The organism is Streptomyces sp. NPDC006463 (assembly GCF_042870715.1).
In the GTDB taxonomy this organism is placed as follows: domain Bacteria; phylum Actinomycetota; class Actinomycetes; order Streptomycetales; family Streptomycetaceae; genus Streptomyces.
The window spans coordinates 119,997-139,046 of the sequence record NZ_JBIAHP010000011.1; the positions used below are offsets into that span (position 1 = coordinate 119,997).

The 19,050-nt window shown below is 72.5% G+C and carries 16 protein-coding genes and 1 pseudogene; 7 read left to right on the forward strand and 10 right to left on the reverse strand.

What is annotated here, in order from left to right:
* Positions 1 to 40: 40 nt before the first annotated feature.
* Entirely contained in the window at positions 41 to 541 is a 501-nt protein-coding gene (locus ACFYOB_RS21325) for a hypothetical protein (protein WP_388561622.1), read from the reverse strand.
* 363 nt (positions 542 to 904) lie between these two features.
* Here ACFYOB_RS21325 and ACFYOB_RS21330 point away from each other — a divergent pair, with 363 nt between their 5' ends.
* Positions 905 to 1,567, forward strand: coding sequence for a class F sortase (locus tag ACFYOB_RS21330; protein ID WP_388561624.1), 663 nt, complete (start codon positions 905 to 907; stop codon positions 1,565 to 1,567).
* A 36-nt stretch (positions 1,568 to 1,603) separates the two neighbouring features.
* Here the strand turns inward: ACFYOB_RS21330 and ACFYOB_RS21335 are convergent, their stop codons facing one another.
* Both ACFYOB_RS21335 and lysX read right to left on the reverse strand, forming a co-directional pair.
* Entirely contained in the window at positions 1,604 to 2,512 is a 909-nt protein-coding gene (locus ACFYOB_RS21335; RefSeq protein WP_388561626.1) for a polysaccharide deacetylase family protein, read from the reverse strand.
* Between the two features lie 70 nt (positions 2,513 to 2,582).
* On the reverse strand, positions 2,583 to 5,897 hold the full coding sequence (gene lysX, locus ACFYOB_RS21340) for a bifunctional lysylphosphatidylglycerol synthetase/lysine--tRNA ligase LysX (RefSeq protein WP_388561628.1): 3,315 nt from the start codon (positions 5,895 to 5,897) through the stop codon (positions 2,583 to 2,585).
* A gap of 60 nt (positions 5,898 to 5,957) precedes the next feature.
* Here lysX and ACFYOB_RS21345 point away from each other — a divergent pair.
* Positions 5,958 to 6,440: pseudogene (locus ACFYOB_RS21345) on the forward strand (universal stress protein).
* Positions 6,441 to 6,573: 133 nt separating this feature from the next.
* Here ACFYOB_RS21345 and ACFYOB_RS21350 read toward each other — a convergent pair.
* Positions 6,574 to 7,770, reverse strand: coding sequence for a CapA family protein (locus tag ACFYOB_RS21350; protein WP_388561630.1), 1,197 nt, complete (start codon positions 7,768 to 7,770; stop codon positions 6,574 to 6,576).
* 332 nt (positions 7,771 to 8,102) lie between these two features.
* Here ACFYOB_RS21350 and ACFYOB_RS21355 point away from each other — a divergent pair, with 332 nt between their 5' ends.
* Together ACFYOB_RS21355 and ACFYOB_RS21360 are read left to right on the forward strand one after the other, a co-directional pair.
* Positions 8,103 to 8,642 (forward strand): sigma-70 family RNA polymerase sigma factor, encoded by a 540-nt coding sequence (locus tag ACFYOB_RS21355; RefSeq protein WP_388561632.1) that lies wholly within the window; start codon positions 8,103 to 8,105, stop codon positions 8,640 to 8,642.
* 195 nt (positions 8,643 to 8,837) lie between these two features.
* Entirely contained in the window at positions 8,838 to 9,338 is a 501-nt protein-coding gene (locus tag ACFYOB_RS21360) for a hypothetical protein (protein ID WP_069922841.1), read from the forward strand.
* A gap of 5 nt (positions 9,339 to 9,343) precedes the next feature.
* Here the strand turns inward: ACFYOB_RS21360 and ACFYOB_RS21365 are convergent, their stop codons facing one another.
* The 4 genes from ACFYOB_RS21365 to ACFYOB_RS21380 all read right to left on the reverse strand — a co-directional run bounded on the left by ACFYOB_RS21365 (position 9,344) and on the right by ACFYOB_RS21380 (position 14,371).
* Entirely contained in the window at positions 9,344 to 9,748 is a 405-nt protein-coding gene (locus tag ACFYOB_RS21365) for a hypothetical protein (RefSeq protein WP_388561635.1), read from the reverse strand.
* A gap of 26 nt (positions 9,749 to 9,774) precedes the next feature.
* Positions 9,775 to 10,635 carry an Fpg/Nei family DNA glycosylase gene (locus tag ACFYOB_RS21370; protein ID WP_388561637.1) on the reverse strand — a complete coding sequence of 287 codons (861 nt, stop codon included), beginning with the start codon at positions 10,633 to 10,635 and terminating at the stop codon, positions 9,775 to 9,777.
* Between the two features lie 273 nt (positions 10,636 to 10,908).
* A complete protein-coding gene (locus ACFYOB_RS21375) occupies positions 10,909 to 12,972 on the reverse strand; it encodes a SpoIIE family protein phosphatase (RefSeq protein ID WP_388561639.1) in 2,064 nt (687 codons plus the stop codon).
* A gap of 7 nt (positions 12,973 to 12,979) precedes the next feature.
* The gene (locus ACFYOB_RS21380) at positions 12,980 to 14,371 is read right to left on the reverse strand and encodes a DUF6777 domain-containing protein (RefSeq protein WP_388561641.1); all 1,392 of its coding nucleotides are present in this window, start codon (positions 14,369 to 14,371) and stop codon (positions 12,980 to 12,982) included.
* Positions 14,372 to 14,533: 162 nt separating this feature from the next.
* On the opposite strand from ACFYOB_RS21380, the gene ACFYOB_RS21385 reads away from it, so the two are divergent.
* The 3 genes from ACFYOB_RS21385 to ACFYOB_RS21395 are packed head-to-tail and all read left to right on the forward strand — an operon-like array spanning position 14,534 to position 17,363.
* A complete protein-coding gene (locus ACFYOB_RS21385; protein ID WP_388561643.1) occupies positions 14,534 to 15,364 on the forward strand; it encodes a YndJ family protein in 831 nt (276 codons plus the stop codon).
* Positions 15,361 to 15,903 carry a DUF1990 family protein gene (locus ACFYOB_RS21390; protein ID WP_388561645.1) on the forward strand — a complete coding sequence of 181 codons (543 nt, stop codon included), beginning with the start codon at positions 15,361 to 15,363 and terminating at the stop codon, positions 15,901 to 15,903. The genes ACFYOB_RS21385 and ACFYOB_RS21390 overlap by 4 nt, the downstream gene beginning before the upstream one ends.
* 20 nt (positions 15,904 to 15,923) lie before the next feature.
* Positions 15,924 to 17,363: a lipase maturation factor family protein gene (locus ACFYOB_RS21395; RefSeq protein ID WP_388561647.1), complete on the forward strand. Its 1,440-nt coding sequence runs from the start codon at positions 15,924 to 15,926 to the stop codon at positions 17,361 to 17,363.
* On the opposite strand, the gene ACFYOB_RS21400 is transcribed toward ACFYOB_RS21395, so the two are convergent.
* Together ACFYOB_RS21400 and ACFYOB_RS21405 are read right to left on the reverse strand one after the other, a co-directional pair.
* Positions 17,349 to 18,332: an NAD-dependent epimerase/dehydratase family protein gene (locus ACFYOB_RS21400; RefSeq protein WP_388561649.1), complete on the reverse strand. Its 984-nt coding sequence runs from the start codon at positions 18,330 to 18,332 to the stop codon at positions 17,349 to 17,351. The two genes, ACFYOB_RS21395 and ACFYOB_RS21400, sit on opposite strands and share 15 nt — an antisense overlap.
* 204 nt (positions 18,333 to 18,536) lie before the next feature.
* Positions 18,537 to 18,710: a hypothetical protein gene (locus tag ACFYOB_RS21405; protein ID WP_388561651.1), complete on the reverse strand. Its 174-nt coding sequence runs from the start codon at positions 18,708 to 18,710 to the stop codon at positions 18,537 to 18,539.
* Between the last annotated feature and the right edge of the window lie 340 nt (positions 18,711 to 19,050).

A 19,050-nucleotide genomic window follows, 5' to 3' on the forward strand; every position in this document is an offset into this window, starting at 1 on the left:
AAGTCGCCCCCGGGGGGAACTGACCGGGGAGGTCGGCCGGTCAGGCCCGGGCTCGGACCGGGCGGCGACGGCGCATCACGTGGGCGCCCGCGCCGAGCGCCGCCGCGCCGACGAGGCCCGCGCCGATGGCGGTCTCGGCGGTGGACGGGCCGATGGAGCCGCCGATGCCGCCCTGGGCGGGGTTGCCCTCCAGGATCCTGAAGCGGGCGGTGGCGACGAGGCTGTTGTCGTTGCACTTGACCTGCAGCGTGTGGTTGCCGGGGGCGGCGTGGTTGAAGATCCGGACGGTGGCGAAGCCGATGGACCCCGCGGACAGGTTGGCCGGCGGAAAGTTGCCCGGCGAGGAGACGGTACCGCCGTGTCCACAGCCCGCCGCGCTCACCTGCATCGTGGATCCCTGGTGCACGGCAAACGGGTTGACCGAGATGTTGCTCGGACCGCCACCCCCACCCATCGGGGAGTTCGCGGCGGCGAACGGGGTACTGAGGCCGATCACGGCGCAGGCTGCCGCCGTCACGGTGAGAGCGCGGAATGCACGCATGGTGGAACCTCCAGCGGAAAGCGCCCCGGAGCGTCGGCCCCGGATGATCGACGAGAACGCCTTCCACGTCGAACCCTCGGGGCGGCCCGCAACCTCCGCATTTCCGTCTTTGGGCCGCCCGGTTGAGCGACACGCCGAAGCGCCTGCCAGGCAACTGACGGATCCGCAGGTCACGACCCGTCAGGCATTTATGTGACGATTACCTGGATGGGCGCACCCCTTCCGGCCCCTTCCGCGCCCCGCCACCCGTTCGCCCCTCCCCCCTCGCCGTCCTGCCGACGCACCCTTAGCGTGCGTGAAGTAGGGCGTACTGGGGCGGGACAGGAACGCGGGTCGGGACCCCCGCGTCGGGAAGGGAGAACGATGGGCGAGGACGAGACCGGCCAGTCACGCAAACGCTCACCGTGGGGCGTACTCGCCCTGGTCATGCTCACCGGCCTCGCGATGGTGCGAAACGGTGTCGACATCGGCGGCGGGCCGCCCCAGCCGACCGCGGCCTCGGCCGTCGCGGTGACCGCGGACCAGTTGCCGGCGAACCCCCCGGAGGTGCCCGCGGACCTGGAGGTACTGGAGCACTCCTCGGTGCAGCGCATCCGGATCCCCACGATCAACGTGGACGCTCCGGTGATGACGGTCGGCCTGGACGCGGAGGGCTGGATCGACGCGCCGCCGCCCCAGGACCGGAACCTGGCCGGCTGGTACCTCAACGGCATCTCGCCGGGGCAGCGGGGTTCGGCGGTGATCGTGGGCCACGTGGACAACGCGCAGGGCCCGGCCGTCTTCTACGGCCTGGGTTCGGTCAAGCCGGGCAACCAGATCGAGGTGGAGCGGTACGACGGGCGCACGGCCGTGTTCGAGGTGTACGGCGTGGAGGTGTTCTCCAAGGAGTCCTTCCCCGGAGCCCGGGTCTACGGGGACACCGGGCATCCGGAACTCCGGGTCATCACCTGCGGCGGCGGCTACTCCAAGGCCCGGGGGTACGACGGCAACGTGGTCGTCTTCGCCCGCATGGTGGAGGCCCGCTGAGTAACGCGCTGCCGCCCCGCGGGGCAGCACCCGCGCTCAGCGGGGCGGCAGCTTCGGCAGGGTCATCCGGTAGCCGCGCGCGAGCAGTTGGGGCAGGTAAGAGGAGATCGCCTGGACGCTCTGCGAGCGGTTGCCGCCCGCGTCGTGCGACAGGACGATCACGCCGGGCCCGGCGCCCGACAGGACCCGGGAGATGATCGTGGCGGTCCCCGGCTCCTTCCAGTCCAGGGTGTCGACGGTCCAGGCGAGCGGCTCCATGCCGAGTTCGGCCCCGATCTCGAAGGCGGCCCGGTTCCACGCCCCGTACGGCGCCCGGAACCACACGGGCGCCTCGCCCACGGCCTTCTGCACCACCTCACTCGTGCGGCCGATCTCGGAGACGAGGGCGGGCCGGCTGAGCTTGGGGATGAGCGGGTGGGTCCAGGTGTGGTTGCCGATGACGTGGCCCTCGGCGACCATCCGGCGCAGCAGGCCCGGGTTCTCGGCGGCCATCTCCCCGCAGACGAAGAACACGGCGCGCACCCCGTACCGGGCGAGGGTGTCGAGGATCGACGGCGTGTAGCGGGGGTCGGGCCCGTCGTCGAAGGTGAGCAGCATCGAGTTCGCCGTGGGCGTGCCGGGCGGAAGTTCCAGGATGGGGCGCGTCCGTACGGCGGGCTTCGCGACGGGCGGGCGGACGGGGACCTCGGCGGTCATCGGCCGCAGCCGGTAGGACTTCTCCAGTCTCGCTTCGGCGTTCAGTCCGAGAGGTCCCCCCGCGGGATGCCGCCCCGGCCCGGCCACGGGTCCGGGCACGGTCGCACGTTCGGGCACTGAGGCGGGTCCGCCGCCCGGCGTACCGGCCTCGCCGCCCGCGTCGATCAGCCCGGCGGCGGCCGCGACTCCGAGGAAGACGGCGGTGCGCAGGAGCGCGCGCCGCCCTACTGTCGGCTCGTCATTTTTCATTATTACTACGTATCAACGACATCGCCGAGGATGTCGAGAGGCGCGGACGCGCCTCCTCCCCCTCACCCGATCAGCCGCGCCGTACCAGGGGGAAGGGGAGCGTCTCGCGGATCGTGAGCCCCGTGAGGAACATGACGAGCCGGTCCACGCCGATGCCCAGACCACCGGTCGGCGGCATCGCGTACTCCAGCGCGTCCAGGAAGTCGTTGTCGAGCTCCATCGCCTCCGGGTCGCCGCCCGCCGCGAGCAGGGACTGTTCTGTGAGCCGACGCCGCTGCTCGACGGGGTCGGTCAGCTCCGAGTAGGCGGTGCCCAGTTCCGTGCCGAAGGCGACCAGGTCCCACCGCTCCGCGAGCCGTGGGTCCTTGCGGTGCTGGCGGGTGAGCGGGGAGACGTCGGTCGGGAAGTCCTTGTAGAAGGTGGGCAGCTGGGTCCGCTCCTCCACCAGCCGCTCGTACATCTCCAGGACCACGTCACCACGGGTGTCCTCGGGGGCGTGCGGGACGGCCGCCCGGTCGCAGAGCCGGCGCAGGACGTGCTCCGCGGTGTCGGCGTCGACCTCCTCTCCGAGGGCCTCGCTGATCGCCCCGTACATCGTCTTCACCGGCCAGGACCCCGAGATGTCGTGGACGGCGAGCTTCCCGTCCGGCCCCGCCTTGTGCGCGACGGGCGAGCCGAAGGCGGCGGTGGCGGCGCCCTGGATCAGCTCGCGCGTGAGGTCGAGCATGACGTCGTAGTCGGCGAAGGCCTGGTAGGCCTCCAGCATCGTGAACTCGGGGTTGTGCTTGTAGGAGACGCCTTCGTTGCGAAAGGTGCGGCCCATCTCGAAGACCTTCTCCATGCCGCCGACGCACAGCCGCTTGAGGTACAGCTCGGGCGCGATGCGCAGGTACAGGTCGAGGTCGTAGGCGTTGATGTGGGTACGGAAGGGGCGGGCGTTGGCGCCGCCGTGGATCTGCTGGAGCATCGGGGTCTCGACCTCCAGATAGCCGCGCTCCAGGAGCCCCTGGCGCAGTGCCTGCACCGCGCTGGAACGAGCCCGTACGACGTCCCGCGCCTCGGGGCTCGCGACGAGGTCGAGGTAGCGGCGCCGGACGCGGGCCTCCGGGTCTGCAAGTCCCTTGCGCTTGTCGGGGAGGGGCCGCAGGCACTTGCCGATGAGCTCCCAGGACCGGACGACGAGGGACGGTTCGCCGGACCTGCTGGTGCCCGCCTCGCCGCTCGCGACCACCTGGTCGCCGAAGTCGACCTGGGAGGTGAAGGAGTCCAGTACGCCGGCCCCGGCCTCGTCGCGGGTGAACATCAGCTGTATGTCCCCGGACCAGTCGCGCAGGACGGCGAAGACCACGCCGCCGAGGTCGCGTACGAGCATGACGCGTCCGGCGAGGGTGGCCTGTTCGCCGGAGCGGGTGCCGGGCGGGTGGCCGGGGTGCGCGGCCTTCAGTTCGGCCCGCAGCTCGGCCACCGTGTGGGTGCGGCCCCGGATGCCGACGGGGTAGGGGTCGGTACCGGCGGCCCGGATGCGCTCCAGCTTGTCGTGGCGCACGCGCACCTGCTCGGGCAGCCGCTCGGCGGGGACGGCCACGCCCTGCTCCCCCACGGCCTCCAGGTTCATGGAGGCGATGGACGGCAGCCCCTCGGTGGTGACGGGGTTGGTGAGGCCCTTGGGGTGGCCGTTGCCCCACAGGGTGCGCAGGCTGGGTACGGAGACGAAGCCCTCGGCGATGCCGGAGGCGAGGCTGACCCGGGCGAGCGAGCCGGCGTCCTGGTAGCAGAGGAACCGGGGGTACCACTCGGGGCCGTACTTGACGTTCGAGCGGTACAGCGCCTCCAGCTGCCACCAGCGGGAGAAGAAGAGCAGCAGCCTGCGCCACAGCTTGAGGACGGGGCCGGCGCCGATCCGGCCGCCTTCCTCGAACGCGGAGCGGAAGACCGCGAAGTTGAGGGAGATCCGGCGCACGCCCAGGCCCGGCGCGGCGGCGCAGAGCTGGGCGACCATGAACTCCATGACCCCGTTGGGGGCGGTGCGGTCGCGGCGCATCAGGTCGAGGGAGATGCCGTCCTTGCCCCAGGGGACGAAGGAGAGCAGGGCGATCAGCTTGCCGTCTGCGTCGAAGGCCTCGACCAGCAGACAGTCCCCGTCGGCCCGGTCGCCTAGGCGGTCCAGGGCCATGGAGAAGCCGCGTTCGGTCTCGGTGTCGCGCCATTTGTCCGCGCTCTCCACGATCATCTGCATCTCGTCCTGGGAAAGGGCGGAGTGGCGTCGGATGACGGTGGTGGCTCCGGTGCGCTTGACGCGGTTGACGGCCTGACGGGTGACGCGCATGTCACGGCCGTCGAGGTCGAAGTGGGCGACGTGGAGGATGGCCTCGTCGCCGAGCTGGAGCGCGCTGAGTCCGGAGCGGGCGTAGGCAGTGGCGCCGTCCTCGGAGGCGCCCATGACGGCGGGCTGCCAGCCGTAACGGCGGGCGACGGCCAGCCAGGAGTCGATGGCCGGGGTCCAGGCGGCGGGGTCGCCCACCGGGTCGCCGCTGGCGAGGCAGACTCCGGCTTCGACGCGGTAGGTGACGGCGGCCTTGCCGTTGGGGGCGAACACGACGGCCTTGTCGCGCCGGGTGGCGAAGTAGCCGAGGGAGTCGTTACGGCCGTAGGCGCCGAGCAGGGCGCGGATGCGGGGCTCCTCGTCGCCGTGCAGGGCGGCGGTCAGGCGCTGGGACCGGAACAAGGTCATGGCGGCGTTCAGCAGGGCGAGGGCGCCGAAGAGGCCGAGCAGGAAGTACAGCGGGCGGGGCGGCCGGCCGTCGAACTGGCGGGCCGAGAACAGGCCGCCGAAGACCTGCTTGGCGGCCCAGTCCAGCCACTGGCCCTTGGGCAGGGTGCCGGGGAACAGGGCGACGAGCCCCCAGCCCAGCAGCACGGCGGCGAGCATTCCGAGCCCGAGCACGATCATGGCCCGCCACAGGGCTCCGGGGCGGGAGGCCGCGTAGAACTCGTCTCGTGCGGCGATCAGCACGGCCATGGCGGCGACGGCCAGAGCCATGGAGGGGACGCCGACCCAGTAGTCGCCGATGGCCATGTCCAGCACGTCGTCGAGCATCAGCAGGGCCAGATAGGTGACGACGATCCACCAGGCGACCTTCTTGCGGGTGCCGAGGGCCGCGGCGAGCAGGAAGAGGAAGACGGCGTAGGCGAGGTTCGCGCTGACCGGGACGACGATGAGGTCGAGGAAGCGCACGACGTGCCGCAGCAGGCGCCGAAGCGTCGGGGAGAGCGCCAGCAGAGCGCACAGCAGACCGAGCGCTCCGAAGAACGCCCCGAATCCGTCGGGCACCCGGTTCAGGAAGCGGTTCCGGGTTCCGCGCGTGTCCTCCACGGTGGCACTCATGGTTCGCACTGTAGGGAGGGCGGCGGCGGTCCGCGCGCCGAGCCGGACCGCCTCGGGAGGGTGGCCGAGCACGTGAACACGGGATTCGAACGGGGTACCGACGGGCCGAAGGTGATCCTGGCCGGGGTCGACGGATCAGAGTCCTCGATGCGGGCGGCTGCCCACGCGGCGGGGCCGGCCAGGCGGCAGAACGCACTGCTGGCGCTGGTGTACGTCCAGCCGGTGATGCCGGCCGGCGCCTCGCTGGGCGCGCCGGTGGCCGACACCACCGGGGAGATCGCGGAGGGTCTCGTCGCCGACATCCGCGAGGCGGCGGAACGCCTCAAGGGCATCTACGAGGTGCGCCGGCAGTTCCACACCTTCCGCGGCGGCCCTCCCCCAGCTACCGCTGGGAGGTGCCCCCAGCGGTAGCTGGTGAGCGCGGCGGAGGAGCTGACGGCGGACGCGGTGGTGGTCGGCGAACGGGCCGGCCACCGCATCGTGAGCTCGGTGGCGATCCGCCTGGTCGAGGCCGGCCGCTGGCCCGTGACCGTGGTTCCCTGAAGCCTGGCGACGAGAGCCACCGCCTCTACGCCGTGAACGCCGGCACCGGCAAGCTGGTGTGGAGCCACCGGCTGCCCCGGTTGGACGGCCGCCTGCGCGGCCACGATCATCCGCTGAGCTCACGCCCCGCAGGCTACTCGGTCATCGTGAGGCCGTCCTTGGCCGCGCCACGGCCGAGGACGGCCTCGCTGATCGCGTCCCGGGCGGTCTCGTAGTCGCTCTGGTCGGGGTCCTTGGCCAGCGCGGCGGAAAGGTTGACGACCCGGCCGATGGACAGGTCCATCATCTGCGGCACGAACTGGGCCTTGGTGACCTGCCAGCGCTGTCCGGCGGCGGCCGGCGGGGCGAAGGTGAAGCGGCCGATCGAGCCGTAGTTGCCGCGCATGTCCCGCGCGCCCGAGTAGTCGAACATCTCGCCGGCGACCTGGTCGCCCATGCCGTAGACGATCCAGGTCCCGTTGACCTTCTCGTACGCCTGCGGGATGTGCGCGTGCGTGCCCAGGATCATGTCGATGTCCGGGCGGCCGCCGGTCTGCGAGGCGGTCAGCGCCTTGCCGAGGGAGAGCTGCTTCTCGTCCGGGTCGGTCTGCCACTCCGTACCCCAGTGGAGGCTGACCAGGACCACGTCGGCGCCCGCCTTCCGGGCCGCCCGCGCATCCGCGACGATCTTGTCCTGCTCCATCAGCTTGACCGCCCACGGCTGCCCCTGCGGCAGCGGGTATCCGTTGGTGCCGTAGGTGTAGGCGAGGTGCGCGACCTTCGCGGAGCCCGCCGTGTACGTGGTCACCGTGGCCGCCTCGGCCGCCGTACGGGCCGAGCCGGCGTGCTTCAGACCGACCTTGTCGAACCGGTCCAGCGTGCGGCGCAGCCCGTCGGCCCCGTCGTCCAGGGTGTGGTTCGAGGCCGTGGAGCAGCCGTCGTATCCGGTTTCCTTCAGCGCGTCGGCCACGCTCGGCGGGGAGACGAAGGCCGGATAGCCGGAGAAGGGCCCGTCCTCCTCCCCGTAGATGGTCTCCATGTGGCAGAGGGCCAGGTCGGCCCCGGAGACCACGGACTTGACCCCGGAGAACATCGGCCTGAAGTCGTGCCCGTCACCGTCCGCGTCGTTCGCCGCCCGCTGGATGACCGAGGTGTGCGGCAGCACGTCGCCGCTCGCGACCAGTGTGAAGCCCTTGGCCGCGGGAGCCCCGGCGGCGGTGGAGGCGGCGGCCGGTCCGCCGGAGTCCGCGAGGCGGGCCGGCGTCGATCCCCCCGCGGCCGAACAGCCCGCGGCCGCCGACAGCATCAGCGCCGAGAGGAGGGCGACGGACTGTCGGGTGCGCTTGGTCATCTGCCCCAGCTCTCATTAGTACGACTATCCGACTTCCCGGTAATCCACCTAACGGGACGTCATAAGTCAAGGAACGGATCCGTCCGCGGGCCACGAGCCCACTCCGATGGCCGCTGCCGACGGCCGACGGCCGACGACGACAGCCGCTGCAGACAGCCGCTGCCGTTCGCCGCGCCGTTCGACCGTTCACCGCCCCGCGCGGCCGCCCACCGGATGACGCGGGCGCTTGGGCGCACCGCCGGGGCCGGACGGTTCCCGGTGGGCTCCGTGCAGGTCAGGGTGGATGTGTCGCCCTCCCGACAGACCTCCACTCGCCCTGGAAGGAGCCCCTCGTGCCGCTCTCCCCCACCCTCCGGCGTACCGATCCCGACGCACTGGCCGAACTCCAGCGCGACCACGGGCGGGCCCTGTTCGGTTTCCTGGTCGGGCTCACCGCCGGGGATGCCCAGCGCGCGGAGGACCTCGTACAGGAGACCCTCGTACGGGTCTGGCAGCATCCGGAGGTCCTGTCGAGCGGGCACGAGTCCATGCGGCCCTGGCTGTTCACGGTCGCCCGGCGGCTCGCGATCGACGCGCGGCGGGCCCGGCTGTCACGGCCGCAGGAGGTGGACCCGGAGGGGCTGGAGCAGGCACCCGCTCCCGAGGACGCGGTGGCCGGGTCGGTCACGGCGATCGACGTCCGCCGGGCCGTCGGGTGCCTGGGCCCGGAGCACCGCGAGGTACTGATGCAGGTCTACTTCCAGGACCGGTCGGTGGCCGAGGCCGCCGCCGAGCTGGGGATCCCGGCCGGCACCGTCAAATCCCGTACGTACTACGCCCTGCGCGCCCTGCGGAAGGACCTCCAGGGGTACGGATACGGCCTCGGCGCCTGAGCTCCGGTGACCGGGGCAACAGATCGGGGACCGCCTCGTAGCGCCACGGACCGGACAGAAAGCGCATGGAATGAGGCATTAGACCGTTCAAGTTGAGTAAACACGCCCCACTCCGTCAGCCGCTCGGTGAAGGCTCAGGGCAGACGGCGGGACGCTCGATGCGCGGGAGAAGGTGGAACGGTGCAGCCCGAGGGTATGAACGGCACCAGTGACGGCGGGCTCGCGGTGCCCATGGCTTGGCTCTACGCCGAGTACATCGCAGACGAACTGCTGCGCACGGGCCGGCTCATCCCGGTCAGCACCCTGGAGTTCCGGGCGGGGCGGGACACGCTCGCGCTGACCATCTACCTCTCGGACGCGGCCGGGGAGCTCTCCGGGATCCGGGTGGTCTCCCAGCTCGACGAGTGGCTCTCGCTGACGGCGTACGGCCACCCCTGGCGCGACTGGGTGCACACCCGCTTCCTCGCACTGGGCGAGGAGGCCCGGGAGCGCGGCCGCGCCGAGGAGCCCGATCTGGAACTGGCCCGGGCGGCCTGGCGCTGGCTGGACCGTACCGAACTGTTCGCCACCAACCTCGACCCCGGACGGCACGGCCACGCCGACACCCCGCCGGGACTGGACGAGAACGCGCGCGTGTGGACCCCCGCCTGGCAGCTCGGCCTGCCGCTGGGCCACCTGGCGATGCACCTGTTCTGAAGGGCCTACGCCGGTCTGCGGGGGCCCGGCGGCGCCTCGGCCGGATCCATCACGAGCCCGGTGAAATCCGCCTCGTTGCGTTCGGCACGGGTGACGTACCGGCGGGCGATCAGCCACATCACCGGGTACACCGCCAGGCCGAGGGCCACCCACACCAGCGGCCCCGACGCGGTGCGCGGCAGCACCAACACCAGCGGCAGCGTCCCGACGAGCAGCGCGAGCGCGGCCAGCGCGCCGATCCCGGCCCGCAGCTGACTGCGCATGAGGGCCCTCACGTACGTCGCGCCGAGGGTGGTCTGCTCGGAGATCTCCGAGCGGGCGGGGGTGTGCGCGGGCGGTCGGCGGCGGGTGCCCCGGGGTACCCCGGTGACGATCTCGCGCCGGGGCGGCGACTGCTGCTCCTCGGCCATGGCGTGGGAGTCTACGCAGCGGCCGGCTATTTGAGGAGGCGGGAGAGCCGCCGGTCGGCCAGCGGCTTGCCGCCGGTCTGGCACGTGGGGCAGTACTCGAGGGAGGAGTCGGCGAAGGAGACCGAGCGCACGGTGTCCCCGCACACCGGACACGGCTCCCCGGCCCGGCCGTGCACGCGCAGCCCGCTCTTCTTCTCGGCCTTGAGTTCCCCGGCCGCCACCCCGTGCGTCCGCTCGACGGCTTCGCGCAGGGTGTCCTGGACGGCGGCGTGGAGGTGGGTCACCTGGTCCTCGTCGAGGGAGGCGGCCAGCTTGAACGGCGACATCTTCGCGTGGTGCAGGATCTCGTCGCTGTAGGCGTTTCCGATGCCCGCGATGACGCTCTGGTCCCGCAGCACGCCCTTGATCTGCCGCCGCTCCCCCGCCAGCAGGGCGGCGAAGGCCTCCCGGTCGAAGGAGTCGGCGAGCGGGTCGGGTCCGAGCCTTGCGATCCCGGGCACCTCCTGGGGGTCCCGTACCACGTACACCGCGAGCCGTTTCTGGGTCCCCGCCTCGGTGAGGTCGAAGCCGCCACCGCCCTCCAGGACGACCCGCAGCGCCAGCGGTCCCTTGCCGGGACGCGGGGGCTGCGCGGGCAGGGTGTCCTGCCAGCGCAGCCAGCCGGCCCGGGCCAGGTGGGTGACGAGGTGGAGTTCGCCGATCCGCATGGCCAGGAACTTGCCGTGGCGGGTGGTGGACCCGGCCGTCTGCCCTTCGAGAGCGGTCAGCGGCGGATCGTACGTCTTGAGCACGCTCACGGCGAGCGGGAGGACGCGCTCGACCACCCGTCCGGCGAGGTGTTCGTCGAGGTACTCGCGCAGGGCCTCGACCTCGGGCAGCTCCGGCATGGTCCCAGCCTGCCCCCGCCTCAGGCGAAACGCGAGCCGTGCACGGGTCGGCCGAGCCGAGCCGAGCCGGTCGCGGGTCGGAGAGCCCGGGGATCCGGTCGGACCGGCCCGGCAGCAGGGAGAGGGTGCCGGTGGGGGCGAACTGCCAGCCGCGCAGGTCGGCGCCGACCAAGGAACGAGCGGCAGCGGCCAGTTCGTCGCGGGCCGAGATGCTGCGCCGGAGCGGGCGTGGGCCGCGCCAGGTCTCGTCCCCGGGGCTCGGCCCCGCCCCGATCAGCCCATCACGAACTCGCACCACACGCACTTGCCGCTGCCCCGCGACTCCACGCCCCACACATCCGCCAGCCGGTCCACGAGCATCAGCCCCCGCCCGGACACCCCCGCCTCACCCGCCTCCCGACGCCTCGGCAGCGCGCTCGACCGGTCCTCGACCTCCACCCGCATGCGCCGGTCGGTCCCGGTCAGGACCCGCAGGGTCACGATCGCCGGGCCGTCCGTGTGCATCAGGGCGTTCACGATCAGCTCGTCCGCGACGAGCTCGATCTCGTCGGCGCGCTCCCGCGCACCCCACGCGCGCACCGCCGCTCCGATCATGTGGCGCGCCGCCACCAGGGCCTCCGGATCCCCCGGCGCCACGTGCTGCCGGAGGCGGCCACCGCCCTGTGGAGCGTCCGGCACCTCGCGGCGCAGCAGGAGCAGCGCCATGTCGTCGTCGCCGCCCCGCTCGTCGACGACGCCGCACAGCCGGTCCGCGAGGAGCTGCATGTCCGCCGGTCCGCTGCGGATCAGCGAGGTCAGGTGCTGGATCCCGTCGTCGAGGTCGGCGCCGGGCTGCTCCACCAGGCCGTCCGTGCACAGCAGGATCGTTTCACCCGGGTCCAGCTCCACCGTCGTCACCGGGTACTCCAGGCGGCCGAACTCCGCCGAGAGGCCGAGCGGCATGCCGCCTCCCACCGGGAGCCGCCTGCAGTCCCCGTCCCGGGTGCGCAGCAACGGGTCGATGTGGCCCGCCCGGACCAGTTGCAGCACCCCCGTGGACAGGTCGGCCTGCACGTACGTGCACGTCGCGAAGCGGTCGGTGTCCAGTTCGTGCAGGAAGACGGAGGCCCGGGCCATGACCGTGCCCGGCGAGTGGCCCTCGGCGGCGTACGCGCGCAGCACGATCCGCAGCTGGCCCATCACCGCGGCCGCGTGCGTGTCGTGGCCCTGGACGTCGCCGATGACCGCGCCGACCCGGCCGCCCGGCATCGGGATGACGTCGTACCAGTCGCCGCCGATGTCCTGGCCCATCCGGGCGGAGCGGTACCGTACGGCGATCTCCGCGCCCGGCACCGACGGGATCCGCCTCGGCAGCATGGCCTGCTGGAGGCCCTCCGCCAGGTCGTGCTCCTGCTCCAGCAGCATGGCCCGCTGGAGGCTCTGCGCGATGCTGCTGCCGAGCGCGACGAGCAGGTTCCGCTCGTCCTGGGTGAAGCCGTCCTTGTCCTGGTAGAGGAGCCCGATCGCGCCGATGGGCCTGGCCTGGGCGATCAGCGGCAGGTACGCGGCCGCCGAGATGTCCATCGCCGAGATCTTCGCCCAGAGACCGGGATAGTCCTCGGCGAACTCCTGCGCGGAGTCGAGGAAGCGCGGCTGGAGCGAGCGCACGACCTCGCTCATCGGGTACTGCTCGTCGATGCGGGTGTACCGCGTTCCGGGGACGAAGCTTCCCGTCGGCCCCTCGGCGACGAGGTGGATCCGCCCGGCCTCGACGAGGCCCATCACCATGCCCATCGAGCCGAGGCGTTCCAGCCCGTGGGCGTCGCCGAGCGCGTCGATGACGTCCTGCACGGTGCGGGCGTGGGCGAGGGCGGCGGTGGTGCTCTCGACCACCGACGTCTGGCGCCGCCGCTCCTCGTCGAGCCCGAGCCGTTCCGCCGAGTGGCTGAGCTCGTCGGTCGCGTCCCGGACGATGCCGATGATCCGGTACGGGCGCCCGTCCCGGCCGCGCATGACGCGGCCCTGGGTGTGCGTCCAGCGCAGCCGGCCGTTGTGGCAGCGGATGCGGAAGTAGGCGCCGTAGCTGTCCTCGCCGCTCTTGAGGGCGCTGGCGACGAGGGCGTCGAGCCGGGTGGCCTCGGTCGGCGGGACGCGCGGGGAGAGGGATTCGGGCCGTCCGTCGTATTCGTGAGGGGCCGTGTCGAAGACGTCGAGCGCCGCCCCGTCCAGGTGCATGAGCCCTGTGACCAGGTCCCAGTCGAAGCTGCCCATGCGGTTCAGCGCGAGCGACCGGTCCGGGTGTGCGGGCCAGTCGTCCGGCAGCGATACGGTGGTCGGCACCGATCCACCATGACACACGGGCCGGTCAGGCGCTCTCCAGCGGGTAGACCGGGTCGGAGGACGGCTGCTGCTGCTGCACGTCCGGGACGGCGCCCGGCTCGGCGGGGTCGGAAGGGAGCTGCGACCGGTCGGACGGGACGTCCGCCGGCACGTCCGTGGGAACGTCCGAGGGCAGATCGGACAGGGGCTGGCCGGACAGCGGCTGGTCGGACAGCGGCTGGTCGGACAGGGGCTGGTCGGACAGGGGCTGGTCCGAGGGCGGCACCTCCGACGGAGATACGTCCGACGGCGGCAGGTCTGACGGAGGTAGGTCGGACAGCGGCTGGTCCGACAACGGCACGTCGGACAGCGGCAGGTCCGCCAGCGGCAGGTCCGACAGCGGCTGGTCCGACAGCGGCAGGTCCGACAGCGGCAGGTCGGACGGCTGCTCCTGCTGTTGCTGCGGCGGTACGGCCAGGCCCGGCGGCTCGGCCGGATTCTGCCGCCGCCCGTCGCCCGAACCGGCCGGTGCGCCCGGTGACCGCGGCGGGCAGTCCCCGGCCCCGGGCGTCGGGCAGGGTTCGGCGGGCCCGGCCCCGGGCGGGGTGACGGGCCCGGTGGGGATGCCGTCGGCCGGGTCGAAGTCCGGCAGCACCCGCGGGGGCCGGTCCTGGGCGCCGTCGTCGCCCCTCTTGCGCTCGATCCAGGTGTTGTCGGCGATGTTGACGATGACCAGGTTGTTGATCGCGTGGGTGGTGGGCTCGATGACCACGACCTGGTTGGGCTGGTAGCCGTTCCAGGGGTCACCCTTGTGCACCGGGGAGCCCTTTGCGGCGCGCGGGGCGAGCAGCGGGTTACCGCAGGCGCAGCGGACCCGGGGCATTCCGTGCTCGTCGACGAGCACGGCGGTGCCTGCCTGGAGGACGGCCTGGAAGCTGTCTGCGCGGCCGTCACGGAAGCCGTGGCTGGTGACCCGGGTGTCGGCGCGGAGCACCACGGGGGTGAGGCCGCGGAGGAATTCCGGGATATTCGACTGTTCGATGTCGGACGCCTCGGCGAAGGCGTGGGCCTTGGCGTCGTCTGCGGTCAGGGAACGGACCTGCTGTTCCACGTCGCAGCTGCCGAGCCGTTCGGTGCCGCCGTACAGGCCGGGCGTGGCCGCGTTCACCGTGCGGATGCCCTGTCCGGTCCGGTTGGGCAGCGGCGGCTGGACGGGGGCGGACTCGGCGGTGGCCGAGGTGGCGGTGAAGGGTGCCGGGCCCGCGGCGGCCACGGGCTGGAGGTGGACCTCCTGACTCTCGGATCCCGCTGCCCCGCTGGGCTCCTCGGAGCCGCCGCACGCCGCGGCGAACAGGCCGAGAGCCGCGAACAGAGCGGCGCCGGCCGGTGCATGACGGCGCGGCGACTGACGATGTGTCGGAGGTGTCGGTGCGTGCACGTGAATCTCCCTTTTCGCCCCGGTTGCTCCCTCTTGTCTGCCGCATCCACGCCGAGGCCGCAACCGGAGCGCTTCTTGAACATGTTCAAGGAAACCCGTAGAGTCACGGCCATGACTTGAACGCGTTCAAAGCGTTCGGCCGCATTGGGGAGGGGGTCCGCGGTGACCGTACTGGTGAACATGATCGTCACCTTGGGCATGCTCTACGTGGTCCCGGCCGGGCTGCGCCTGATCGACCCGGCCGGGCTGCGCCGGACCGCCCGCCTGTGGCCATGGCCCGCCGCCCTCGGCGCGGTCTCCCTCTGGCTGCCGCGCGGAGCACTGGCCACGACGCTCGCCGCACTGTACGCCGCGGCCTGCCTGGCCCTCGCGGCGCGGGCCCCGGCCGGACTCCTGCGCGGCCGCCCGGGCCCCGCGGACGTCGCGGTGGCCACGGCGCTGGTCTCACCGTCGGTCGCCGGGACCGCCCTGGTCGCCGAGCGCGCCGGTCACCGGCTCTTCGGCTTCGACCTCGACATCCTGGCGCTCACCGTGCCCCACTTCCACTTCGCCGGATTCACGGCGGCCCTGGTCGCCGGGCTGGTGTGCCGGGCCGCGGTACCCGGACCGGGCGCGCGCTGGGCCGCGTACAGCGTCCCCGCGGGCACCCTGCTCGTGCTCCTCGGCTACTTCGTGGACGACTGGGCCGAGCTGGCGGGCGCGGTGGTCCTGACCGGCGGGATGTGGGCCGTGGCCCTGCTGACCTGGCGGGAGATCCGTCCGGCCGCAGGAGACCGGACCACGCGTGCACTGCTCGCCACTTCGGCGGCGGTGCTGCTGGCCACCATGCTGCTCGCCCTGTGGTGGGCGGTCGGCGAGGCCACCGGCGTCGTACACCCCACCTTGACCTGGATGGCCGCGACCCACGGCCTCGGAAACGCCCTCGGATTCGCCCTGTGCTCGGTGCTGGCCTGGCGCCGACTGACCGCAGACCGACAGGAGACCTCGCCATGACCCGCCTCATCAGCGCCGGCCGGGACGCCCTCAGCTACCCCGACCGCGGCGCTACCGCCGAGCGACCACTGCCCGCCGGATACCACCACCTGCACCACCGGGTCCGCATCGGGTACGGCCGGTCCGCCTTCGAGGCCGCCGGCATCGCGGTGACCACCTTCCAGGCGCACCGGACGTCGGGCATGCGGGTCCGCGGTGACGTCGACACGACAGCGGCCGTCCGCCCCGGCAGCCGGGTGACCGTCGGGATCGGCTTCGGGCCGCTGCGCATCGATGCTCCGTGCCAGGTGGTCTGGACGGCGTACGAACCCGCCCGGATCGGTTTCGCGTACGGCACCCTGACGGGCCACCCGGAGTGCGGGGAGGAGTCCTTCATCGTGGACATGGACCCCGACGGCACCGTGTGGTTCACCGTGACCGCCTTCAGCCGCCCCGCCTGCTGGTACACCCGGCTCGCGGGCCCGGTGATCCCCTTCCTCCAGCTGCGTTACGCGCGCTGGCTGGGCCGCCACGTGCGCAGGCTGGCCACCGCCGCCTGACCGGTCCGATACTGGAGGAGATGGACTGGTTCACGGCGCCCGGGTACTGGCTGGGCCGGCTGGTCTTCCAGCGGGCCCTCGCCGGCGTCTACCTCTTCGCCTTCGTCGGGGCCGCCCTTCAGTTCCGGGCCCTGATCGGGGCACGGGGCATGCTGCCCGTGCCGCGCTACGTGCGGTACGTGCCCTTCCGGCGCGCCCCGAGCCTGTTCCAACTGCGCTACTCCGACCCACTGTTCGCGGGGTGCGCCTGGGCCGGGGCGGCGTTGGCCGCCGCGCTGGCCGCCGGGGCCGGGGACGAGGTACCGCTGGGCGCGGCCATGGGGATGTGGGCCCTGCTGTGGCTGCTGTACCTCTCCATCGTGAACGTCGGCCAGACCTGGTACTCCTTCGGCTGGGAGTCGCTGCTGCTGGAGGTGGGATTCCTCGCCGTCTTCCTGGGCAACGCGCGGGCCGGGCCACCGGTGCTGGTGCTGTGGCTGTTGCGCTGGGTGCTCTTCCGGGTGGAGTTCGGAGCCGGGCTGATCAAGATCCGCGGGGACTCCTGCTGGCGCAAGCTCACCTGCCTCTACTACCACCACGAGACGCAGCCGATGCCGGGGCCGCTGAGCTGGTTCTTCCACCATCTGCCGAAACCTCTGCACCGGGTGGAGTGCGGGGCCAACCACGTGACCCAACTGGCGGTCCCGGTGCTGCTGTTCACTCCGCAGCCGGTGGCCTCGTACGCCGCGGGGATCATCGCGGCGACGCAGCTGTGGCTCGTGCTGTCGGGCAACTTCGCCTGGCTGAACTGGCTGACGATCACGCTGGCCCTGTCGGCCGTGGACTTCACCGGCCTCGCGGGCGCTCCCCCGGCCGAGGCCTCGCGGGCGGCGCCGGTGTGGTTCGTGGTCCTGGTCTGCGCGGTGACCGTGCTGGTACTGGTGCTGAGCCGGCATCCGGTGCTCAACATGGTCTCGCGGCGCCAGGTGATGAACCGCTCCTTCGACTCGCTCCACCTGGTCAATACGTACGGCGCGTTCGGATCGGTGGGCCGGATCCGGGACGAGGTGGTGGTGGAGGGCACCGCCGACCGGGTGCCGCACGCGGACGGGGACTGGCGGGAGTACGGCTTCAAGGGGAAGCCGGGTGAACCGGGCAGGGTTCCGCGCCAGTTCGCCCCGTACCATCTGCGCCTGGACTGGCTGATGTGGTTCGCGGCGCTCTCCCCCGGCTATGCACGGGACTGGTTCGGACCGTTCGTGGAGCGGCTGCTGGCGGGCGACCGGGACACGCTGCGGCTGCTGCGCCACAACCCCTTCCCGGACGCGCCGCCCCGCTACGTCCGCGCCGTGCTGTACCGCTACCGGTTCACCACCTGGCGGGAGCTGCGCGAGACGGGTGCCTGGTGGCACCGCACGCTGCTGCGCGAGTACCTGCCGCCCACCCGGCTCGCGGAAGCCGCCTGGTCAGAGCCCGAGTAGGGCCGCCTCCCGCTGCGCGTCCAGGCCCGGGGCCGGCCGGTCGGGACGCTGCGGGGCGATCCCGCCGAGGCTCTGGAGCCAGGCCCAGGTGTCGGCCACGGTCTCCTCGACCGGGCGGCACTTCAGCCCCGCCGCCAGGGCCTTGGACACGTCAGCGCCGTGCATGTAGTCGTGCCCCTCGCCCTCCGGTATCCAGACGGGCAGCTCGGTCCAGGGCTGTACGTCGGCCTCCAGGATCGGGGCCGGGTCGGTCCAGCGCAGTTCGGCGGAGCCGCCGGTGGTGGCGGCGCAGGCCTCCAGCAGGCTGCCCATCGTGGCGTGGCCGGCCGGGGAGACCAGGTCATAGGCGCCGGCGCGACCGGCGCCGGCCGCGTCCAGGGTCCAGCGCGCGAGGTCGCGTACGTCGATGTACTGGAGCGGGAGTTCGCGCGGGCCGGGGGCGAGCACCGGGCCGCCGCGGGCGGTGCGGTTCAGCCACCAGGGCAGTCGGCCGACGTTCTCGTACGGGCCGAGGATCAGCCCGGCGCGCACGAGCAGGGCGCGGTCACCGAAGGCGTCCAGGGCGGCCAGCTCGGCGCCCCGCTTGTCCTCGGCGTAGGCGACGGAGGCGGCGTCGGGCGAGCCCTCCACGACCGGGCCGTCCTCGCCCTGGCCGGCCGGGGCGGGGTAGGCGTACACGGAGCGGCTGGAGACGTACGCGTACCGCCCGGCACGCTCGCGCAGCAGGCGGGCGCTGTCGCGTACGGCGGTGGGGGCGCCGCCCCAGGTGTCCACGACGAGGTCCCACTCCCCCTCGGCGAGGGCGTCCAGGCCGCCGGGGGCGGTGCGGTCGCCGTGCAGGGCACGGGTGCCCGGCGGGGGCGCGTGGTGGCCGCGGTGGAAGACGGTCACCTCCCAGCCCCGGCCGACGGCCTCCTCGGTGATCGCGCGTCCGACGAATTCGGTTCCACCCAGCATCAGTAGCTTCATGCGGCTCAGCCTGCCCGGGCGGCCGTGCGACGGGAAGTCATGATCGCCGTCAGCGATGACGCTCACGGCGTAGGCGGCCCGGGAACTCCTCGCGGTGCCCGGCGGCACAGGGCAGCGCCCCCGGTTCGGGTCGGCACGGGGGCGCTGGGTACCGCTCTTCTCTTCGGACCGGCCGGCGTGGACCCTCCGGTCGCTCGGGCCGCGCTAGTCGACGCCGGGCAGGATGTGCGACTCCGCCAGGTCGTCCTCGTATCCCGCCAGCCGGATGGGGGCGGAGCGTGCCCAGACCTCGAGGCTTCCGAGCTCGTCGGTCCGCGACTTGGGCCGCGACCCCGTCCGCTCCAGCAACGTCGGTTCGGGCTTCGTGATTTCTGTCACCGCGCACTCCTTCGTGTCGCGCAACCCGGCAGGCGGACCGCGAGCCGGGCAAGGGCTAAAGGGTTTCCGGACGCGGTGGCGCCTTGGTGGAGCGTGGCCCGGATGGGGCCTTCTTGATGCCCCAGAGTACACATATGAGCGGGCCTCCGCTCGATAGAAAGGCAAAATCCGCGTCGCCCTCTTTTTTTCGCCGCGAGTTCAGGAAGTCTTCGACCCGCGGGTGCGTCCAGCATGGTCCGCTCGACGCCGGATGCGCGCGGGGGCGACGGAGGGAGCGGCGGTGGCGAGGTCCGGAATACGGGGGTTCGAAGTGCTGTACATCTCAAGCGTTCCGGAGCTC

What these genes read in the sequence shown, in the direction of transcription:
- ACFYOB_RS21325 (WP_388561622.1), bottom strand. Translation starts at nt 541, where the DNA reads ATGCGTGCATTCCGCGCTCTCACCGTGACGGCGGCAGCCTGCGCCGTG.
- ACFYOB_RS21330 (WP_388561624.1), top strand. Translation starts at nt 905, where the DNA reads ATGGGCGAGGACGAGACCGGCCAGTCACGCAAACGCTCACCGTGGGGC.
- ACFYOB_RS21335 (WP_388561626.1), bottom strand. Translation starts at nt 2,512, where the DNA reads ATGAAAAATGACGAGCCGACAGTAGGGCGGCGCGCGCTCCTGCGCACC.
- lysX (WP_388561628.1), bottom strand. Translation starts at nt 5,897, where the DNA reads ATGAGTGCCACCGTGGAGGACACGCGCGGAACCCGGAACCGCTTCCTG.
- ACFYOB_RS21350 (WP_388561630.1), bottom strand. Translation starts at nt 7,770, where the DNA reads ATGACCAAGCGCACCCGACAGTCCGTCGCCCTCCTCTCGGCGCTGATG.
- ACFYOB_RS21360 (WP_069922841.1), top strand. Translation starts at nt 8,838, where the DNA reads ATGAACGGCACCAGTGACGGCGGGCTCGCGGTGCCCATGGCTTGGCTC.
- ACFYOB_RS21365 (WP_388561635.1), bottom strand. Translation starts at nt 9,748, where the DNA reads ATGGCCGAGGAGCAGCAGTCGCCGCCCCGGCGCGAGATCGTCACCGGG.
- ACFYOB_RS21370 (WP_388561637.1), bottom strand. Translation starts at nt 10,635, where the DNA reads ATGCCGGAGCTGCCCGAGGTCGAGGCCCTGCGCGAGTACCTCGACGAA.
- ACFYOB_RS21390 (WP_388561645.1), top strand. Translation starts at nt 15,361, where the DNA reads ATGACCCGCCTCATCAGCGCCGGCCGGGACGCCCTCAGCTACCCCGAC.
- ACFYOB_RS21395 (WP_388561647.1), top strand. Translation starts at nt 15,924, where the DNA reads ATGGACTGGTTCACGGCGCCCGGGTACTGGCTGGGCCGGCTGGTCTTC.
- ACFYOB_RS21400 (WP_388561649.1), bottom strand. Translation starts at nt 18,332, where the DNA reads ATGAAGCTACTGATGCTGGGTGGAACCGAATTCGTCGGACGCGCGATC.